The sequence below is a fragment of the Burkholderia cepacia genome, assembly GCF_001718835.1.
Classification (GTDB): Bacteria; Pseudomonadota; Gammaproteobacteria; order Burkholderiales; family Burkholderiaceae; genus Burkholderia; species Burkholderia cepacia_F.
Genome location: NZ_CP013443.1, coordinates 1,009,316 through 1,026,284, shown reverse-complemented (window position 1 = coordinate 1,026,284; position 16,969 = coordinate 1,009,316). Strand labels below are relative to the sequence as shown.

The following is a 16,969-nucleotide window of genomic DNA, read 5'->3' as shown; positions in this document are numbered from 1 at the left end:
TGTATCGAGCACACCCTGCGCGACCGCCCGAAAAATGGCTTGGCGGTAGATCACAGCGGCCATGTCGTCCCACATCCCCATCGATCAGTACAAGCGTAAAACCACTGTTTCGTCTTCGGGTTGTACTTCTTAAAACCCAACCCGTGGTCACACTGAGGGCACTGCGGCGGCAGATCCGGCGTTCCATTGAACAACACCGTTCCGTCCCGATGAGTATGCAAGAGCTCCAAAGCATACGGCGACGGAAACTGTTGCTGAGTCAACAACGCAACGCGATGTTTCGCGCGAGTTAGCGCAACGTAGAAGAGGCGGCGTTCGTCAGCGTCGGATAGCGCCTCCTTTGGCGGCAGCACAAGTTGCAGCAGCGGATCATCCTCACGCTCGCTCGGGAAACAAAAAAAGTCATGCTCGGCTCGATACATACCGACAATCAACACGTAGTCAGCCTGCAATCCCTTTGACGTATGCATCGTCGTGTAAAGACTCGGCGGTTCATTGTCCTTTGTTTTGAGCAGCTCGATTCGATCAGCCCATTTCTCGTCAAATTCCGCGAGTTGTTGTGCAGTCAGTCCACCGGCGTGGTCCCTCCCATAACGGCCCAGTATGAATACTGACGGCTTGCTGCCAGGTGGGTGTTGTGAAACCCAGCTCGTCAATACGTCGTTGACGAGAGCGTCAGGCTCCCGCTCGGTCTTGTACGTCCGCACATCGATGACCCCCTCGCGCGTTCGATCGTATGCCTCAACGGTCTTTGGCATCTGACTCACGTTGCGCAACACAAACGTTCGGCCGACGTCGGCAATACCTTGATTGCTTCGAAAAGTCTGTGTTAAGGCACATTGTTTGTCCGCCGCCGCGCGGCGGTTGAACGCCGTGCCAAATTCGCGGAAAAAACGCAAATCGGACCCGGCGAATCGGTTGATGGCCTGCCAGTCATCCCCCACTGCAAAAAACAAACTGTCCTCGCGCGCATGTAGCATCTTGCGAATCATGTCACCACGCCCCGGCGCAGTATCCTGAAACTCGTCCGCCAGAATGAACCGATACGGCAACAGATCCGGCCTGTCATGCAGATAACCCAGAGCCCGACGAATCATCTCGTCGTAGTCGATGCACTTGTCCGCCTTGAGCAATTCGTTCACCGCCACCGCAATGGGCCACACCACCTGCAAAAACAATCGCGCACGAGCGGGTTCGCGTTGTTCGGCAAGTCGTTCAATCAACGTTTGCTGGTTCCAGCCGTTCTGACGAATCTGCGAGACCGCGCGCGCAACAAGCTCAAAGTCCTCGAATACGCCGATGTCCTTGAGCTTCGCAAGAACCTCCTCTGAGGAACGAGGACGTAACACGATCCCCGCTGCCTGCAACCGAACCCGAAGCTTGTCATATAGCGTCCCATCCCTGAACTCAGCGCTCGTTGTCCAGAAATGACGGGCGTCGAGCTCGCTCAATACCCGCTTCTTTCTATCCGCTTCCTCGGCGTATCCCTTTGGATTCTTGAAGAAATTCGGTGCCTCTCCGTTCTCATTGAGCGCAAAATGCTCGTGAACAATCAACGATACTCCGGCTGCATCCTGCACGCTATATGTGAAGTCCGGTGTCCATGTCGCCCCGGAACACAGTCTTTCTGCGCCTTCTGCATACGCGGCCTCGTATTCGAAATCGACTCCGTTGAGGAATAACCAATTAGAAATGGCAACTTCCTCAAAGGACCTAACCGGTTTCGTACACCCCATAGTGAGAATGCCGTCAGCGAATTCCTTGTTCTTGTAGCCAAGCTTGCGCTGACGCCACATGCCGCGCAGGTATTCCAAGTATTCGTCTTCCGAATGGAAACGTGCCTCGGGGGGATTGGGGAACCGCGCAACCGATTGCAGGAGCAACCAGTCTGCTGCGAACTTCGGATCTTTCTTGCACCGCTCGACCGCTCTTTTTAGACGACCGGTGTTCTCGACAGACTCCGAGACGCGTAGACTGCGACCTTCGACTTGCTTGATAATCGTGCGACCAAGCGAGTGAAACGTGCGTGACTCTATCCTTACGCCACTGTCGACCAACGCTCTGACCCGACTCTTGATCGCTGGATCAATCGGACATGCATCAGCGATCATTGCACGAAATCGCGCCCTGGTCCTCCTGGCAATTTCTGCGGCAGCCTTGCTGTTAAACGCCAGGCACAGGATTTCCTCCGGCCGTACAATGCCCTTCACCAAGGCATAGGCAACCTTACCCACGACCGTGGATGTCTTGCCTGAACCAGCAGCAGCAATAAGCAACGTATTTTCTTCGAACGTGATTGCCGCTCTCGCCTGTTCGTCCGTCAGCGCCCGCTCTTCGCAATATGCGAAGAATCCGCGCCATCGCTCCAATTCGCGTTCCACGAATTCGTCGTTGCGTTGTCTCAGCAACCGCTCGCCATCGTGGTTCAAAGTGCGCAAATACAGAATTGCCCGCTTCAACTCTTCGCTGATCGTGAAACGCTTTGCATGCGGGCTTCGGCTACGTGCAAACGCACCATCCAACCTCTCCTTTTCAGCTGCGATTCGATCAAGGAGAGTCGCTCGATCACGTGCTGTGAGGTAGCGATCCTCAGCCTGTTCCCGCACTACGTCCTGCCACAAGGGAACCAGCGTCTTCTCGTCTATCCCGAGATCGGCTTCCAGCCGTTGCAATGCCACAGCCTTCGCATGGGTGATTGCTGCAACAAATCGCTCAGCATCTGGATGCGACAGTCCGCGTAGCCGTCGGATCTCCATCCCCTCAATATGCAGCGACGACCAGATCCACCCTCGCTGAGCGCGTAGCGACACGTCAAGCACGGACGCACGGGCATCATTCTCTGCGCGTAGATGCACAATGTCCGCGTCGATTTCTGCGATCCAACGCGTCGCCAAACCGAGCCGGCACGCCCAGCCCCGAGGCGAAAACGATTCCTTTATGCTTCTCGGTATTTTCTTTTGCGGCGTGGTATGGGCCATCACATGCAGCCCGACTGAGCAACGTGGAACAGGTTCATCGTTTTCCCGTAACCTTTCTTAAAAATCAGAAGATTAGCGGTAGCCATCCGGCTTATACAAGAGCCTCGCAAAACTGTCAGTTCGACTCTGGTGCGCTGAAACGAAAGCGCAAATCGAACCATTCAAGAAACTTTCAGCTCTATATCACTGTCCTGAACACGGCCAGCTACGGCTGCTCCGCCGCTGTACTACCGCATAGGCGCACTTCGCTCAGGAGTTTCCGTGATCTCTCATCCCCCTACGTTTGTCCTGTTCGGGCTGGGCCTCGCGCTCGTCGCGATGTTCGGATTCGGCTTCTACTGGCTTGCGACCAAGGACCGACCGACACGCCCTCTTTCCCCCGTCACGCCCTCGCCGGTTCGCGGCGCCGCCGGCACGCGCGTCGCCGATGTCGATGAAGCCGACGAATGGGAAGCGTTCGCGCCGTATCCCGATCATGTCTTCCAGGCGGCACGCGAAGCCACCATCGAGTCGCACGACAGCTATCCCCCGTTTGGTCGACACGAAGAATCCGACCACGCATCCCCTGCGACCGAAGCCCGACGTGACCTGCATGACACGATCGAATCGTTGATGGGCGAGCCAGACAAGCCGGTGGCGCCCCAGGCCGCCGCATCGCCATCCGGACCGACGATCCGTTGTCCGCGCTGCCTGTCGTCGCGCATCGACACGCGCAATCGCGCCCGCAAAGCCGGCAGCACCATCGGTAGCGTTGCGGGGGCTACGGGCGGCATGGCCGCCGCGCTCGCGGGCGCCGAGACTGGCGCCGTCGTGGGCTCGATCGCCGGCCCGATCGGCACGGTCTTCGGCGGACTCGCCGGCGCAGTGATTGCCGGCCTCGTCGGCAGCGCCGCGGGCTGCGCGGCCGGGTCCGCTGTCGGTGGCGCAATCGACGACAACGTGCTGGACAATCACCACTGCCTCGCTTGCGGCCACGCTTTCAGCGCCAAGCAAAGCTGAACGGTCCCCTCGTTCTACCTCGCTTCCCCGACCTCTCTCCGCGTCCGGCAATCGCCGGGCTGTATGTCCTCGTCTATTTTTCAGGAGGCTTTATGCACCTTGTTTCTTCTATGGCCTACGTCGGTCAGGAGCCGTGGCACGGCCTCGGCAACAAGCTCGCTCCGAAACAACCGCTCGAAGTCTGGGCTCACGCCGCCGGCATGGACTGGCGCATCGAAGAAGCCGAAGTGCGCTACGTCGCCGCTGGCGGTCGCAATCTCGGTTCAATTCACGCGTTTCCCGAACAGAAAGTGCTGTACCGGTCGGACAACAAGGCGCCGCTAAGCGTTGTGAGCGCCCGCTATCAGGTCGTGCAACCCGAAGAGATCCTGGAGTTTTATCGAGACCTGACGGAGATCGGCGGTTTCCAACTCGAGACGGCCGGCGTGTTGAAGGAAGGCCGCAAGCTGTGGGCACTTGCACGCACGGGTCAATCCGGCACCCTCAAGGACAAAGACGAGGTGAATGGCTACCTGCTGCTCGCCACGGCATGCGACGGCACGCTCGCGACGACGGCGCAATTCACGTCGATCCGTGTGGTCTGCAACAACACGCTGCAAATCGCCTTGGGAAACAGCGCCGGCGCAATCAAGGTTTCACACCGATCGCAATTCGACGCTGCTGCCGTCAAACGCCAGCTCGGCATCGCCGTCTCCACGTGGGACGCGTTCATGGCCCGTGCCAAGGCGTTGTCCGAACGCAAGGTAACCGACTCGGCGGCCGATGCATTCCTGCGGCGCGTACTGACCTACTCGACTGCCAGTTTGCCCGATCGCGAAACAGTCGCGGTCAACGAGCGCGCGATCAAGGCAGTCGGGCAACTCTACGCCGGCCGTGGCAAGGGTGCGGATCTTGCCTCGGCTTCCGGTACAGCGTGGGGATTGCTGAACGCCGTGACCGAGTATGTCGACCATCATCGCAGCGCCAGCAGCGATGATCATCGTCTCGACGCAGCCTGGTTCGGCGCCGGAGCAACGCTCAAGCAACGCGCTTGGGACGAGGCGATGAAGCTGCTTGCGGCATGACCAAGCCCGCGCCGCCTCTGGCCGCCGACATGCGCATTCAGATTCCGCGCGGAGCAGGGTTACGGTTCGGCGGACGCTACGCCACGATCCTGCAAATCCAGCCCCAGGGCACGACCGTGCACCTCGGCAACGGCAAGCTGGTGACCTTCGCCCACGACGCGCTCCGGCGCATCGATTCAGCATAGCGCCCTTCCCCGTATTTCCTCACCTTTGGCCCGGTCAGATTCGTCTGCCGGGCTTCTTCGTTTTGGAGGTCTCTTGAACACCCCTCACCCTGAGCCACCGCGCACGCGAAAACCCGCTCTAAAGCTCGTCAAAACTGCCGATCTATCACGCGATGACTGGCTGGCTGTGCGTCGTACTGGAATTGGCGGGTCCGATGCCGCCGCTGCTGTCGGCCTGAACCCCTATATGAGCGCGCTGGAACTATGGTTCGACAAGACCGGAAGGGGCGAGAGCATGCCGCGCCCCGATTCGGCCGATACGACGTCGCCGACGTACTGGGGCACGCTGCTCGAACCCATCGTCGCTGCGGCCTACACCGCCCAGACCGGCAACAAGGTTCGCAAGGTCAACGCGGTGCTACGGCACCCGAACATCCCATGGATGCTGGCGAACATCGATCGCGAGGTTATCGGTGTGCCCGACGTACAGATTCTGGAATGTAAAACGGCCGGCGAGTTCGGCGCACGGCTCTGGCGAGAAGGCGTGCCCGAGTACGTGCAAATACAGGTGCAACATCAACTCGCCGTCACCGGCAAATCGGCGGCGCACGTCGCAGTGCTGCTCTGTGGTCAGGCGCTCGAAGTGCATCGGATCGATCGCGACGATGCGCTGATCGGACGCCTGGTCGAACTCGAAGCGCGGTTCTGGCGGTTCGTGGAAACCGATACGCCCCCGCCGGCTGACGGTTCGGAGTCGGCCGACCGTGCGCTGCGGCACCTGTATCCGGGAAATGGCGAAACGGTCGACTTCAGCGATGACCATCGCCTGTCGGCCGTGTTCGCCGATCTGGTTGCCGTACGTGCCGAGATCGAGACGCGCCAGCAGCTCGAAGCGCAGTTCAAGCAAACGCTCCAGCAGGCCATGGGTGACGCAAACCGGGCCGTATTCCAGACCGGCGCCGTGTCGTTCAAGCGCAGCAAGGATTCGTCTGGCGTCGATCTGGCGCGACTGCTGGCCGACCACCCCGAGTTCGAAACGCAGTACGCCATCTCGAAGCCGGGTTCCCGGCGTTTTCTCGTTTCCACCTGATTCCAATCCCCATGACCAACCTCGAATGTCTCACGGAGATCATGACGTTCTCGCGATACGGCGCACTCGCGCAAGCGTTCGTGATGGACGCTCTCAGCAAGCATGCCGAGCGCGTTTCAAACGTTCCCCTCGACGCATTGCAGAAGCAATTCGGCGTTCATCCGCTCATCAGCGTCGAAGCCTGGCACGGCGTCGCTCAGGAGATCCACACCAAGCTCGAAGCCCACTTCGCGCGGTAATCAGCGCGACTCCCTTCCCCCTTTCTATTTGGAGGCCCCTCATGATCAAGGGTTTAGCCCTCACGCCGCCCGTTGTCGGGCGCATCTCCATTGGGCGCATTGTCGAGAAGAACGGCAAGCGCATCCCGGAAAAAGACGACCAGTTCACCCTCACTACCCAGGTGCAGCAGCGCGGTGAATGGATGCTGCACCCGCTGAACGAGACGCTGCGCAAGGCCACCTCCGGCAAGCTGCGCGCGATACCGGTGCGTGCGCTGTTCAACGATCCGGATCTGAACCTGCGTGCCGACTACACGCTGTTCGATCGCGATACCGGCCGGCCAGTCTGTGTCGGTAACGGAGAACAGTGCCGACGCGTCACCGATGCTGGGATCGAAGCGATGCCCTGCCCGTCGCCGGATGGCTGCACATTCGGTCGTCAGGCGGGATGCAAACCCTACGGGCGGCTGAACGTGAGCATCGGCGACCACGACGAGATGGGTTCGTTCATATTCCGCACGACGTCGTATAACTCGATTCGGACGCTGGCTGCGCGTCTGCACTACTTCCGCGCCGTATCGGGCAATCTGCTCGCCTGCTTGCCGCTGGAGTTGAAGCTGCGCGGCAAGTCGACCGCGCAGAGCTACCGGTCGGCGATCTACTACGTTGACCTCGGCGTGCGTTCGGGCAATACGCTCGAACAGGCGCTGATCGAGGCGAAGGAACTGGATGCGCGCCGCCGCGCCGCCGGCTTCGATCAAGCCGCGCTAGACGCCGCTGCGCGCGCAGGGTTCGCCAACGGCGCGTTCGAGGACAGTCCGGATGAAACGGCGGCTGTCGCGGAAGAGTTCTATCCCGACACGACCGACCAATCCGCTTCTGGCGACGGTACCCCCTCCGACGACTCGGCGACGCTCCGCCAGAAACTCGAACGCAAGGCCGTGCTGCTCGGCGGCAAGGCAGCATGAGCGGTCGACGCTGGACGCTCGCGCTGGCGACCACGGCGACGACCACCGCGCTCAGCCTGTCCATTCTGGCGGGCTGGCAACGCGGCGGCACGTTACCGGAACGGCTTATCTGGATCGCCATCGGCATGGTGCTCGTCACGAGCGCGCACCTGTTGCCGGCGCTGATCCGTGAGATGCCGATCGTCATTCGCAGCGTGGGGAGCGTGTTATGGGCCGCGTGTCTGGTCACGGCCTGCTACGGCCATGCCGTGTTTTTCGCGTTCGCCCAGCAGCATGCCGGTGAGCTACGGGCATCGATAGTCCAGGCGGCCCCTGCGCCCTCGCCCGCTCGCAGCCTCACCATCGTCATGGCCGAGCGCGCCACCGTGACTGCGCAGCTCGCAGCAGCCAACGCCCGTCACTGCGTCGGGAACTGCGTCACGCTGGCGTCCCGTCGCGCGACGCTCGCCGCCAAGCTCGATGCGCTGAACGCCGAAGCCGAAGACGTGCGACGCCAGCAGGCCGCAGTGGATCGAGTCACGGTACAACATGATGCGTTACTCGTCGATCCAGTCACGTCGCGACTCGCCGCGTTACTCGACACGACGAACGGTCGCGTGGACCTGCTGACGGGTCTCGCGTTCGCCGCCGTCCTGGAGGGTGTCGCCTGCCTGTTGTGGAGCGTCGCCCTTCGATCGCCGTTACCAGTCGTGACGGGGGAGACCGCACCGGCAGTCACGGTGACTCGGGCCGTGACTGAGCCAATTGTCGCGGCAGTCACGAATGCGGCCGACATGACTCCGGCAGCAGTCATGCCCGTCACGGCGAGTCAGGCCGACGAGACCGTTAGTCGCAATTCCGCGACGGGTCGTGACGACAGCACGACCCGCAGTCACTCGCCGCGCGACGATCCGATTGCGCAGCTACCGGGCGCCGCTCCCCGCGACGACCACCTGTCGCGACTGGTTCGGGATGTGGCGGCCGGTCTCGTCCGTCCCACCGTCGCCGACATACGCCGTCATTTGAGCTGCTCCCAAGCGCGCGCGGCCGAGCTCCGTCGTCAGCTTGCCGATTACAACGTGACGGCATAAACAGCCGGGCCTCGCGCCCGGCTGTTTTCTTGTCGCCCTCATCCCACTTCATTCTCGTCATGCCACATGGAAACCACCGAACTCGTCCCCAGCATCAGCATCGCGAATCTCGCCAACCAGCGCGTCGCCGTCGTCGAGCGCGTGCGCGCCGCCCTCGATCTGCTCGGCGAAGCCCAACGGCTTGCCAAGGCCGCGCATCTCGGCTTCCCTCGTCTTGTCCTCGACGAAAGCTACGGCTGTCGCGGCCGACCGACCATTACCGGAGAGTACGCCAAGCGCGACGAAGCCGAAGCCGCTATGGTGCGCATCGTCGACGTGCGCGGCTGGGACTACCTGCTGTCAGAGTCGGGCCTGCGCACCTTCATGGATGCGAAGGCACGTGAACAATGGAGCAATCAGATTGCCGAAGGCGATGTACCGGAACTGACTGTCGCCAACATCGAAGCCACCTTCGCGCAGCTCTATGGAGCACGCGGCGACATGTTCGAACGCGGCGTGCTGCAATGCTTCCAGCGGCTGTCGTGGGACTACAAGACCAATCAGCCTTTCAAGTTCGGCAAGCGCATCATCGTGCGCTACCTGCTCAGTTCCGGCTCCCCGAATTTCCGCGTCACGAACGAACTGGACGATCTGATGCGAGTGTTCAGCGTGCTCGATGGCAAGCCGGAGCCGGATCATCGCAACGGCGCATATAGCCTCGTCTCCGACACCCGGCAGGCCCGCCGCAGCGAAGCCGAGCATGGCTATTTCCACCTGCGCTGGTTCAAGAACGGCAACGGCCATCTGACGTTCAAACGCGCAGATTTGGTCGACAGAATGAACCTGATTCTCGCGAAGCACTATCCGAACGCCCTCGCGTCCGCAGCCCGGTAGTTCCGCGACGCGTCCTGCGTCTCGTTTCCCCCCCTAATTCAGCGAAATCGGTATCCGGCTCGTCCGGAGGATCGTGCTCGCCCCTTACCTGGAGTCTTGCGTGAATCTGCCTCCCCCTCGCCACGCCGGCCCGTGCTTCAAGATCGGCCGGATCTTCGCGACGCCCGCCGCACTGGAAGTCATCGCCAACACACGCGTCTCGATCATCGACCTGCTGATCCGCCACATGCGCGGCGACTGGGGTGACCTGTCCGAATCCGACCGCCAGCAGAACGAATTGTCGATTGATGCAGGGCTGCGTCTGCTGTCCAGCTACGTCCTGCCCGGCGGGCAAACCGTCTGGGTCATCACCGAATGGGACCGGTCCTCAACAACATTCCTGTTGCCGGGCGACTACTGACATGTTGATCCAGAAATTTCTTCAAGTATCCGCCTGGGGCAGCAGCCCGTGCTCGCCGTCTCGGGCAATCCGCTCTTTAGTCGTCAAGGACACTGGGACGGCGGCAGCACGCTGCACTGCGTGGCGATGGCGCTCGCCATGCTCGGCAAGCTGAACGATCCGGTCTACCTGCCGTACCACACATTCGGTCCGGAACAGATCGTTTGGGATGATGCGTGGGCGCATTACCTGAACGGGTTGACGCTCGGTGAACTGGCTAGCTTTGTCTCCGATCTGGACCTCGGTGTGCGACCGGTATCCTGTACCGCGTCCGGCGTAGAACTATTTCGTGTCGCAGAGCGCGAGCTTCACGCAGGCTGGCCGATCATCGTGGGATGGCAACAACGGCATCCGGTCAAATGGCGGGCCGCGCTTGGCATCGGCACCGAAGGCAGTCAAAACGGACGAGCATTCGATTCGCGAGCATTGTTGCTACTCGACACGGCGGGCAACGAGCCAGGGCTCGCCGGATTCAATGCGCGGCTCGATCGGCACGGCAACGATCAGTTCCGCTATCAGTCGGCCGCTGCGAAACGATCGGTCAATCCGCTGGGTGGCATTTCAATTCGCACAGTCGTCAACGCAGTCACTAATGCTTAATCTCAGCCGGAGTCGCCGCGCTCGCGCGGCACTCATCGTTCAATGGCAGCAACTCCGACCAATCTGATTGTGATTGGCTGTCGAATTGCGGTACCCAACCCATTGTCGTCATCCAGCGCTGCGTGGGTAATGGTGGTTCCCGGCATTTCAATACCATTCGTTCGCGCAGCGTGCCCGCTTGTCAAAAATCCGACCGTTTGGTCCCATCAAGCTTTTATCAGCTTCGCACGTAACTCCTCGACAGACATCTGAGGGGCCGCCCGATGAAGCATGCGATGACAATTGGAGCATACGAGAGCCAGATCGCTTGCCTTGGTCTTCTCGGTACCATCCAATTGATGTACTGGGCGGCGATGGTGAGCTTCAATGAAACCATCGCCGAGCAATCCATACGTTGCCGAAAAATCGAATAGGCAGACCTCGCATTCCAGCCTGCCCGTACGCTTTAAACGTTCGGCCTTGACACGCCGAGGAAAGCTGCCGTCACGCTCTAACTTTCGGTGCAGCTTGAACGACTCCTTACCCTCGGCAAAAGCGGATTCGTCGTCCTCGGTCGCCACGATTGATGACGCGGTCTCTAGTGCCGAGTTGGTCGGGGCAATCACGGGAGACGGGTGTGGACTCGGGGTACCGTTGTAGTAATGACCGAGCGAGCAACCCGGATGTCCTATTCGATGCTCGGCATGTGCGCGAGGCACGCCGCTCGGCCCTGCCACATGCAATCGAACTGCTCCATGGCATTCCTGACATCGCACGATCCTGTCGGGCCGTGTCAACGCATCAATCACGCTGACGGTACGCCAGCCACTTGGCCCCCAAAGTTCACAACAATATTCGTCCATAAGACTAGCGCCTTGACCATTGTTGAAGCTGTCGGTTTCCCGATATTGAACGGGCAATTGCCTATCCGACATTGAAACGCAATCTGGGAAAGATGCTGTACCTGCCCGATCAGCGCAACCTTTGACGCTTGATTTCCGGCGGCGTCGCGGCGTTCGCGCGACGCTCGCCCGTCGGCTTCAATGACACCCCTTCCAGCGGCGCAAACAGTTCCGCCAGCGTCACGTTCAGCGAATAGCAGATGTTCGCGAGCGTCTCGATAGACGGATTCGCGATCCCGCGCTCGATCGCCGAGATATAGGTGCGATCGACCAAAGCCTCGAAGGCCAGCGTTTCCTGGGATTTCTCAGCCGCATGCCGACACTCCTTGATCCGTTTGCCCAAGGCAATCGAGATCGGAGCCGGTCGGCTAACGGACGGGGATGAGCGCTTCACAGTCATGGCGTGCAGGATGCCGCGCCGTCGACTGATTCACGACGTAGTATACACAACGTTATCAGTCGTGTTTACTCTACAATCCTACAACCACTGATCCTCCGGGGTACCCGTCGCCTCCTGCCTCCCTGCGGCCGGACGCTTCGTCACGCCTCGGTTTGTCGAGTAAACACTACAAACATACCGCTGCTTCGGACAAGAACATCCATGACCAAAACCCTTTCAGTACTGGCTACGGCGGCTGCCGGCACGCTCGTCTACCGGCCCGACATTGATGGCCTACGCGCCGTCGTGGTGCTCGCCGTTGTCATCTTCCATGCATTTCCGTCCGCGCTACCGGGCGGCTTCGTCGGCGTCGACGTCTTCTTCGTCATTTCCGGCTACCTGATCACCGGCATCCTGCTAGCCGATCTAGGGGCAGATCGTTTCTCGCTCCGCCGCTTCTACGCGCGGCGGATTCGTCGGATCTTCCCCGCGCTAGTCGTCGTACTGCTCGCGACCTACGGAATGGGCTGGTTCAGCCTGTATGGCGACGAATTCCGGGAACTCGCCCGACACATCGTGGCCGGCGCGGGATTTGTTTCGAACTGGGTGCTGTGGACCGAGGCTGGGTATTTCGACCAGGCGGCAGAAGCCAAGCCGCTGCTGCACCTATGGTCACTCGGCGTCGAGGAGCAGTTCTACATCGTCTGGCCGCTTGTGCTGTGGGCGGCGCACAAGACCGGACGCATCGGACGGGTGTGTGCCGTCATCGGACTGGCCTCGTTCATCGCAAACGTCGCGCTTGCCAGTCACCATCCGTCTGCCGCCTTCTACTGGCCGATCACGCGAATGTGGGAACTGTTGGCGGGCGCAGCGCTGGCGATTGGCGCAGCCCACGTCCGGCTTATCGGTGGCTGGACCCACGTGCTATCGGTGGCCGGCGCCCTGTTGTGTCTCGCGTCGTTCGCGTTCGTGGATTCCCAAACCGCGTTTCCGGGCTGGTGGGCGCTGTTGCCTATCGCCGGCGCGGTCGGGCTCATCGCCGCCGGTCGAGACGGCTGGATCAACAGGCACGTGCTCGCGCATCCCATATCTGTCTGGTTCGGCACGATCAGTTACGCGCTGTACCTGTGGCACTGGCCGCTGCTGTCGTTCGCGTTCATCGTGGCCAGCCGCATGCCGTCGCCTGCCGTGCGAGGCGGGCTGGTCGTCATCGCCGTCGTGCTGGCGTGGCTCACGACCGTGATCGTCGAGCGGCCCGTGCGCTTTGGCCCGCCCAGGGTATGGAAGCTCGTTGTGCCTTGCCTGCTGATGATCGGCATCGTCTATCTCGGCGGCATGACGTACACGCGCAGTGGACTTGGATTCCGCAAGGGCTACAGCCCGGATGCCGACGTGACGACGGCCAAGCTCGGCGCAGGTCATGAGTTCGTCAACGCCATATGCGGCGTGTCGCCTGATGAACAGCGATTGTTTCCGTTCTGCGCGACCGACAAACGAGTGCGCTCCCATTTCGCCGTGTGGGGAGACAGCAAAGCCGACGCGCTGTATTGGGGACTCGTGCGTGAATCGGCACCGGGCGAAGGCTGGACGCTAATTGCCCGCCCGAGCTGCGCACCGATGGCGGGCGTCTGGCGCACGTCGTCGAACGCCGGCGACGATCCGACTCTGTGCCGCGCCGCCAACGACGAGGCGCTGCACATGTTGCTGGACACGCCCGAACTCAAGACAGTGGTGCTTGTCATGACCGACCGTGACGTGATCGGACAGACCTTCGCCGTCGACGGGCAATCCAGCTCCAACTCTGCCGCCGCGCTTGATGGCCTCGACCAGGCCGTGACGACACTTGAGCGGGCTGGCAGGCAGGTCGCGCTGGTCCTCGACAACCCGCGCCTACGCGATCCACGGCAGTGCATGGATCGCCGGCCGCTGGCATGGCCCTTCGTGCGGCATGCGCTCGGAGTGACCGATATGGACGCGGCGCAGCGCTGCGCGATCGGCTACCGCGAACACGTTGCCCGAATGGCGCCATTCCAAGCGCTCGTCGACGAACTCAAGCAACGCCATCCGACCCTGCTCGTCTACGACCCGGCCCCCGCGCTGTGCGACGCGAAGCGCGATGTCTGCCCGATGACGCTGGACCGGCACTACCTCTATAGCTACGGCGATCACCTGTCCGACTACGGAAATGGGCTTGTCGCCAAGCAGTTCCTGCCGCTCCTGCGCCACTGACCGGTTGTCGTGATCATCTGTCCGCATGCTCGCGCGGCGTTCAGTGCCTGTGGTTCTGGCACACATCAGTCTCGGATCGCCAGAACCATTTCGTCGGCCGGTTCGCCGGTCGGCGCTTTTTATTCCTTCTCGACTGCCCCTTGCGCTTCCCTCGCGCGCGATGCGCGGCTGTGCTCACGTCCTCTATTACTGGAAATCCATGAAAGCGATCAACCTGAAACGACGCTCACTGATGCTTACCGCGATCATCCTGACCGCAACCCTACTTGCCGGCTGCAAAGGTGACATGCTCGACTACCGCAATGCTCAAATCGTCAACGGCAAGGTCTATGCTGGAAACGCGAACGAGCCGTTTTCCGGAAAGCTGGCGAACGTGCCGGACCACGTACTACTGACCGAACAGGCCGGATTCCTGCTAACCGGCAAGCTGGCCAGCATCGCGCTCGCTGACAGCGTGCCTGCTGCCGAACGCAACGCGCAATCGTTCCTCGGAACATCGGGCGCGGCGACACTGCTATCCGACGCGTTGTGCGATGTCCAGATCAGCGATGGCCTCCCTGATGGCAAGGCCGTCTGCAAGACACCCGACCTGGTACGCATCGAAACGTCGTTCAAGCATGGTGCTCTGGATGGAACTTTCGCTCTCTCCGGCGGCCAAGACAACGGCCCATTGATGGAAGTCACATTCCACAACGGCCAACCGGATGGCACACAAAAAGTCTACAGTTGGACCAATCACAAGCTCGTCCACACATTCCCGTGGAACAGCGGCATCGCGTCCGGCACGGAAGAAGCATTCGACGCCAATACGGGGGCAGTCGTGAAGCGAGCAACGTTCATTGACGGCAAATACGAGGGCGAAGTCATTCACTACGCGCCCGACGGCAAGCAGATGACGCTCAGCGCGACCTATGCGAAAGGAAAACTCAATGGACCGTACAAGGAATGGGATGCGAACGGAACACTGATCACCGACAAAACCTATTCGGATGGCGTCGAGGTCGGCGCCGACGGTTCTGACTTCGGTGCATGCATGAACGAATGGGATGATGCCTATCGAGCCATACCGGGCCATCGCGCTTTTCCGTCAGCCGAATTGCATCAGCAGTGGGAAACATCATGCAGAGCCGGCACGCATCCGTCAGCATCCGGTTCGACGCAAACTGCCAAAATGGACTCACGCACGCCGCCAGGTCCGACCAGTTGCATCGACGCGTGGACCGTAGCCTTTCGTCGCGAAAACGGTGACGACTCTATTGTCACAGCCGACCAGCTCGAAGAATGGGGCTCATGGTGTAAAGGGGGAAAGTGGCCGAACTAAAGAGGCAATCCAAGCGCTGCATAACAGGATACGCCTTCGGGCGCATCCTCAACGCTTGCCGCTTCTTTTTTTCGTCCGCAACGATCATTCGCTACAAATCACTCAGCCGATTTCGACTACACAGCGGGCAGCGCCGGGAAACAAGCACCTCGCCGTGGAACGTTTCCAGTGCTTGAAGCGCTCGCTCAGGTACCTTACCGAACGCCGGTATGGTCAGTTTCACCATCGCAAACTCAGGCAGCATCCGCCCAGGCAACAGCGGCGGACCTCTTACGGACGACCGATTGCGCGTCGCCGGGATGGCCCAACGCGGCGCATACATGGGCGTCGGACACGACGGATGTCTGTGTTTCGAAGTATTGGACAAGTTCATCGGCGAATATTGTGAGGTAGCAGATTAACGCACGCGCGACAGCGGTTGCATCGAACACAGTGCGTTAGCGAGCGCCGCCCCTCGACCGACCACGACGCGGTTTGTCCGACATGCTCTTTAGCGTGATCGCCATCTCCAGCAATCCGAGTCTGTAGCTATTCCTCCGCTGCTCGGCAGCCAAACCATAGGCAAAGACAAAGATCAAAATCGCCACGGCGATAGCAAAGACGATCAACCGCAGTACCAGCGGATTCGACGGGTGGTCCTGCGTCAATGTTCTCTCAAGCCAACGAACCACCCCAAGATCCCTAGAGAAAGCAAACAGAACGACCAAGAGTGGCAAAAGGGGCGCTGCGTTTCCGAACAGGTGGGCGATCCATTCACCAGCTCGAGAATTCATTTGCTTGAGATAGCACTGAGCATAAGCCAGTGACTTGTCGGGCTGATCAAGCAGAAATAGCACGTTATTCTCGTCGACTTCAAGTTGTCGTTGCGTAACAGCCTTCTGATTCGACTCGGCTCTATTACGGAACGTTGTTCGAACATCTACGACGACCTGCGTAATGAAAGCGATAAAGAGCAACAGTGCGCCAAACACGACCCCGATACGGGCGGAGTCTGCGATGAATCGATCCGAGCCACTGGGTGGAAGAGTCGTTACACTTAGTTTGACAGCGAGTATGGCCGCGGCACTTATCAGGAAAAGCACCCATCCAATAAATGTTGCTCGCCGCGCGGCAGGGGTATTCTGCTGCGCGTAGGGCTTGCATTTCCCCAAATGCTCAAGAATCTTGTCGAGATTGTGCATAATTCATCGAGTTATATAGACGAAAGCATCTTGCGCATCACACTGTATGCTGGCTGACGCTACCGTTAAGCAGATTACCGCACCCTGCTTAATATACCCCCCTGATTTACTGTCAATCGAACAAAAAAACAGGCCGGTTGTACAACCGCCGGCCCAAGGGGTAGATCTCGAGGATGCCGAGCAATTTCGGGGGTAATCGCTCAGCACAGGATAGACACGATCGGCGACGATCAAGGTGATGCAACCAACCTTCGCCTATCTCCACCTATGTCTCATGCCAGGCCCCGTCCGTTCCAGAAAGCTATCAGCAGTAGGCCGTGGCTCACCGTTTCTTATCACACTCGAATCGGTCGTTGCGCGCGAGTTTGATTCATCCGCGCTACCTTGCTCACTAGTACGGTTCGCGCGCCTTTTGCGCAGCCGGCTCAACGCGGAATCGAAGCTGTCCCGCGTGAAGCTCCACCCCGTCTCGGTCAGGATCTCGCGCACCTGCGAGCGATCGTATCCGCGACGAA

16 protein-coding genes are annotated in these 16,969 nt (G+C 60.3%); 12 read left to right on the top strand and 4 right to left on the bottom strand.

The window, feature by feature from the left end; translation table 11 throughout:
* Nucleotides 1-50 precede the first annotated feature (50 nt).
* The gene (locus WT26_RS08120) at nucleotides 51-2,978 is read right to left on the bottom strand and encodes a UvrD-helicase domain-containing protein (RefSeq protein WP_230461611.1); all 2,928 of its coding nucleotides are present in this window, start codon (nucleotides 2,976-2,978) and stop codon (nucleotides 51-53) included.
* 261 nt (nucleotides 2,979-3,239) lie between these two features.
* Here WT26_RS08120 and WT26_RS38355 point away from each other — a divergent pair, with 261 nt between their 5' ends.
* From WT26_RS38355 to WT26_RS08070, 10 genes are all read left to right on the top strand, one after another.
* Entirely contained in the window at nucleotides 3,240-3,977 is a 738-nt protein-coding gene (locus WT26_RS38355; protein WP_231130466.1) for a hypothetical protein, read from the top strand.
* A 92-nt stretch (nucleotides 3,978-4,069) separates the two neighbouring features.
* Nucleotides 4,070-5,041, top strand: a complete 972-nt coding sequence (locus WT26_RS08110; protein WP_069272566.1) for a DUF932 domain-containing protein — start codon at nucleotides 4,070-4,072, stop codon at nucleotides 5,039-5,041.
* The gene (locus tag WT26_RS08105; protein ID WP_069272565.1) at nucleotides 5,038-5,226 is read left to right on the top strand and encodes a hypothetical protein; all 189 of its coding nucleotides are present in this window, start codon (nucleotides 5,038-5,040) and stop codon (nucleotides 5,224-5,226) included. Before WT26_RS08110 ends, WT26_RS08105 begins: the two co-directional genes overlap by 4 nt.
* A gap of 73 nt (nucleotides 5,227-5,299) precedes the next feature.
* A complete protein-coding gene (locus WT26_RS08100) occupies nucleotides 5,300-6,295 on the top strand; it encodes a YqaJ viral recombinase family protein (protein ID WP_069272564.1) in 996 nt (331 codons plus the stop codon).
* An 11-nt stretch (nucleotides 6,296-6,306) separates the two neighbouring features.
* Nucleotides 6,307-6,534, top strand: coding sequence for a hypothetical protein (locus tag WT26_RS08095; RefSeq protein ID WP_069272563.1), 228 nt, complete (start codon nucleotides 6,307-6,309; stop codon nucleotides 6,532-6,534).
* Between the two features lie 41 nt (nucleotides 6,535-6,575).
* Nucleotides 6,576-7,481 (top strand): phage capsid protein, encoded by a 906-nt coding sequence (locus WT26_RS08090; protein WP_069272562.1) that lies wholly within the window; start codon nucleotides 6,576-6,578, stop codon nucleotides 7,479-7,481.
* Nucleotides 7,478-8,551, top strand: coding sequence for a hypothetical protein (locus tag WT26_RS08085; RefSeq protein ID WP_069272561.1), 1,074 nt, complete (start codon nucleotides 7,478-7,480; stop codon nucleotides 8,549-8,551). The genes WT26_RS08090 and WT26_RS08085 overlap by 4 nt, the downstream gene beginning before the upstream one ends.
* 66 nt (nucleotides 8,552-8,617) lie before the next feature.
* Nucleotides 8,618-9,424, top strand: coding sequence for a DUF4942 domain-containing protein (locus tag WT26_RS08080; RefSeq protein WP_069272560.1), 807 nt, complete (start codon nucleotides 8,618-8,620; stop codon nucleotides 9,422-9,424).
* A gap of 100 nt (nucleotides 9,425-9,524) precedes the next feature.
* Entirely contained in the window at nucleotides 9,525-9,824 is a 300-nt protein-coding gene (locus WT26_RS08075) for a hypothetical protein (RefSeq protein ID WP_069272559.1), read from the top strand.
* A 48-nt stretch (nucleotides 9,825-9,872) separates the two neighbouring features.
* Nucleotides 9,873-10,463, top strand: coding sequence for a hypothetical protein (locus WT26_RS08070; RefSeq protein ID WP_231130465.1), 591 nt, complete (start codon nucleotides 9,873-9,875; stop codon nucleotides 10,461-10,463).
* Nucleotides 10,464-10,669: 206 nt separating this feature from the next.
* Here WT26_RS08070 and WT26_RS37985 read toward each other — a convergent pair whose 3' ends face one another.
* Together WT26_RS37985 and WT26_RS08065 are read right to left on the bottom strand one after the other, a co-directional pair.
* Entirely contained in the window at nucleotides 10,670-11,068 is a 399-nt protein-coding gene (locus tag WT26_RS37985) for an HNH endonuclease (RefSeq protein WP_157642333.1), read from the bottom strand.
* Nucleotides 11,069-11,414: 346 nt separating this feature from the next.
* Nucleotides 11,415-11,744, bottom strand: a complete 330-nt coding sequence (locus WT26_RS08065; protein WP_069272558.1) for a helix-turn-helix domain-containing protein — start codon at nucleotides 11,742-11,744, stop codon at nucleotides 11,415-11,417.
* Between the two features lie 201 nt (nucleotides 11,745-11,945).
* Between WT26_RS08065 and WT26_RS08060 the strand changes: the two genes are divergently transcribed.
* Entirely contained in the window at nucleotides 11,946-13,952 is a 2,007-nt protein-coding gene (locus WT26_RS08060) for an acyltransferase family protein (protein ID WP_069272557.1), read from the top strand.
* Between the two features lie 199 nt (nucleotides 13,953-14,151).
* Complete coding sequence (locus WT26_RS08055) at nucleotides 14,152-15,273, top strand: toxin-antitoxin system YwqK family antitoxin (protein WP_080485690.1); 1,122 nt, start codon at nucleotides 14,152-14,154, stop codon at nucleotides 15,271-15,273.
* Nucleotides 15,274-15,710: 437 nt separating this feature from the next.
* On the opposite strand, the gene WT26_RS08050 is transcribed toward WT26_RS08055, so the two are convergent.
* Complete coding sequence (locus WT26_RS08050) at nucleotides 15,711-16,454, bottom strand: hypothetical protein (RefSeq protein ID WP_069269956.1); 744 nt, start codon at nucleotides 16,452-16,454, stop codon at nucleotides 15,711-15,713.
* Nucleotides 16,455-16,969 lie beyond the last annotated feature (515 nt).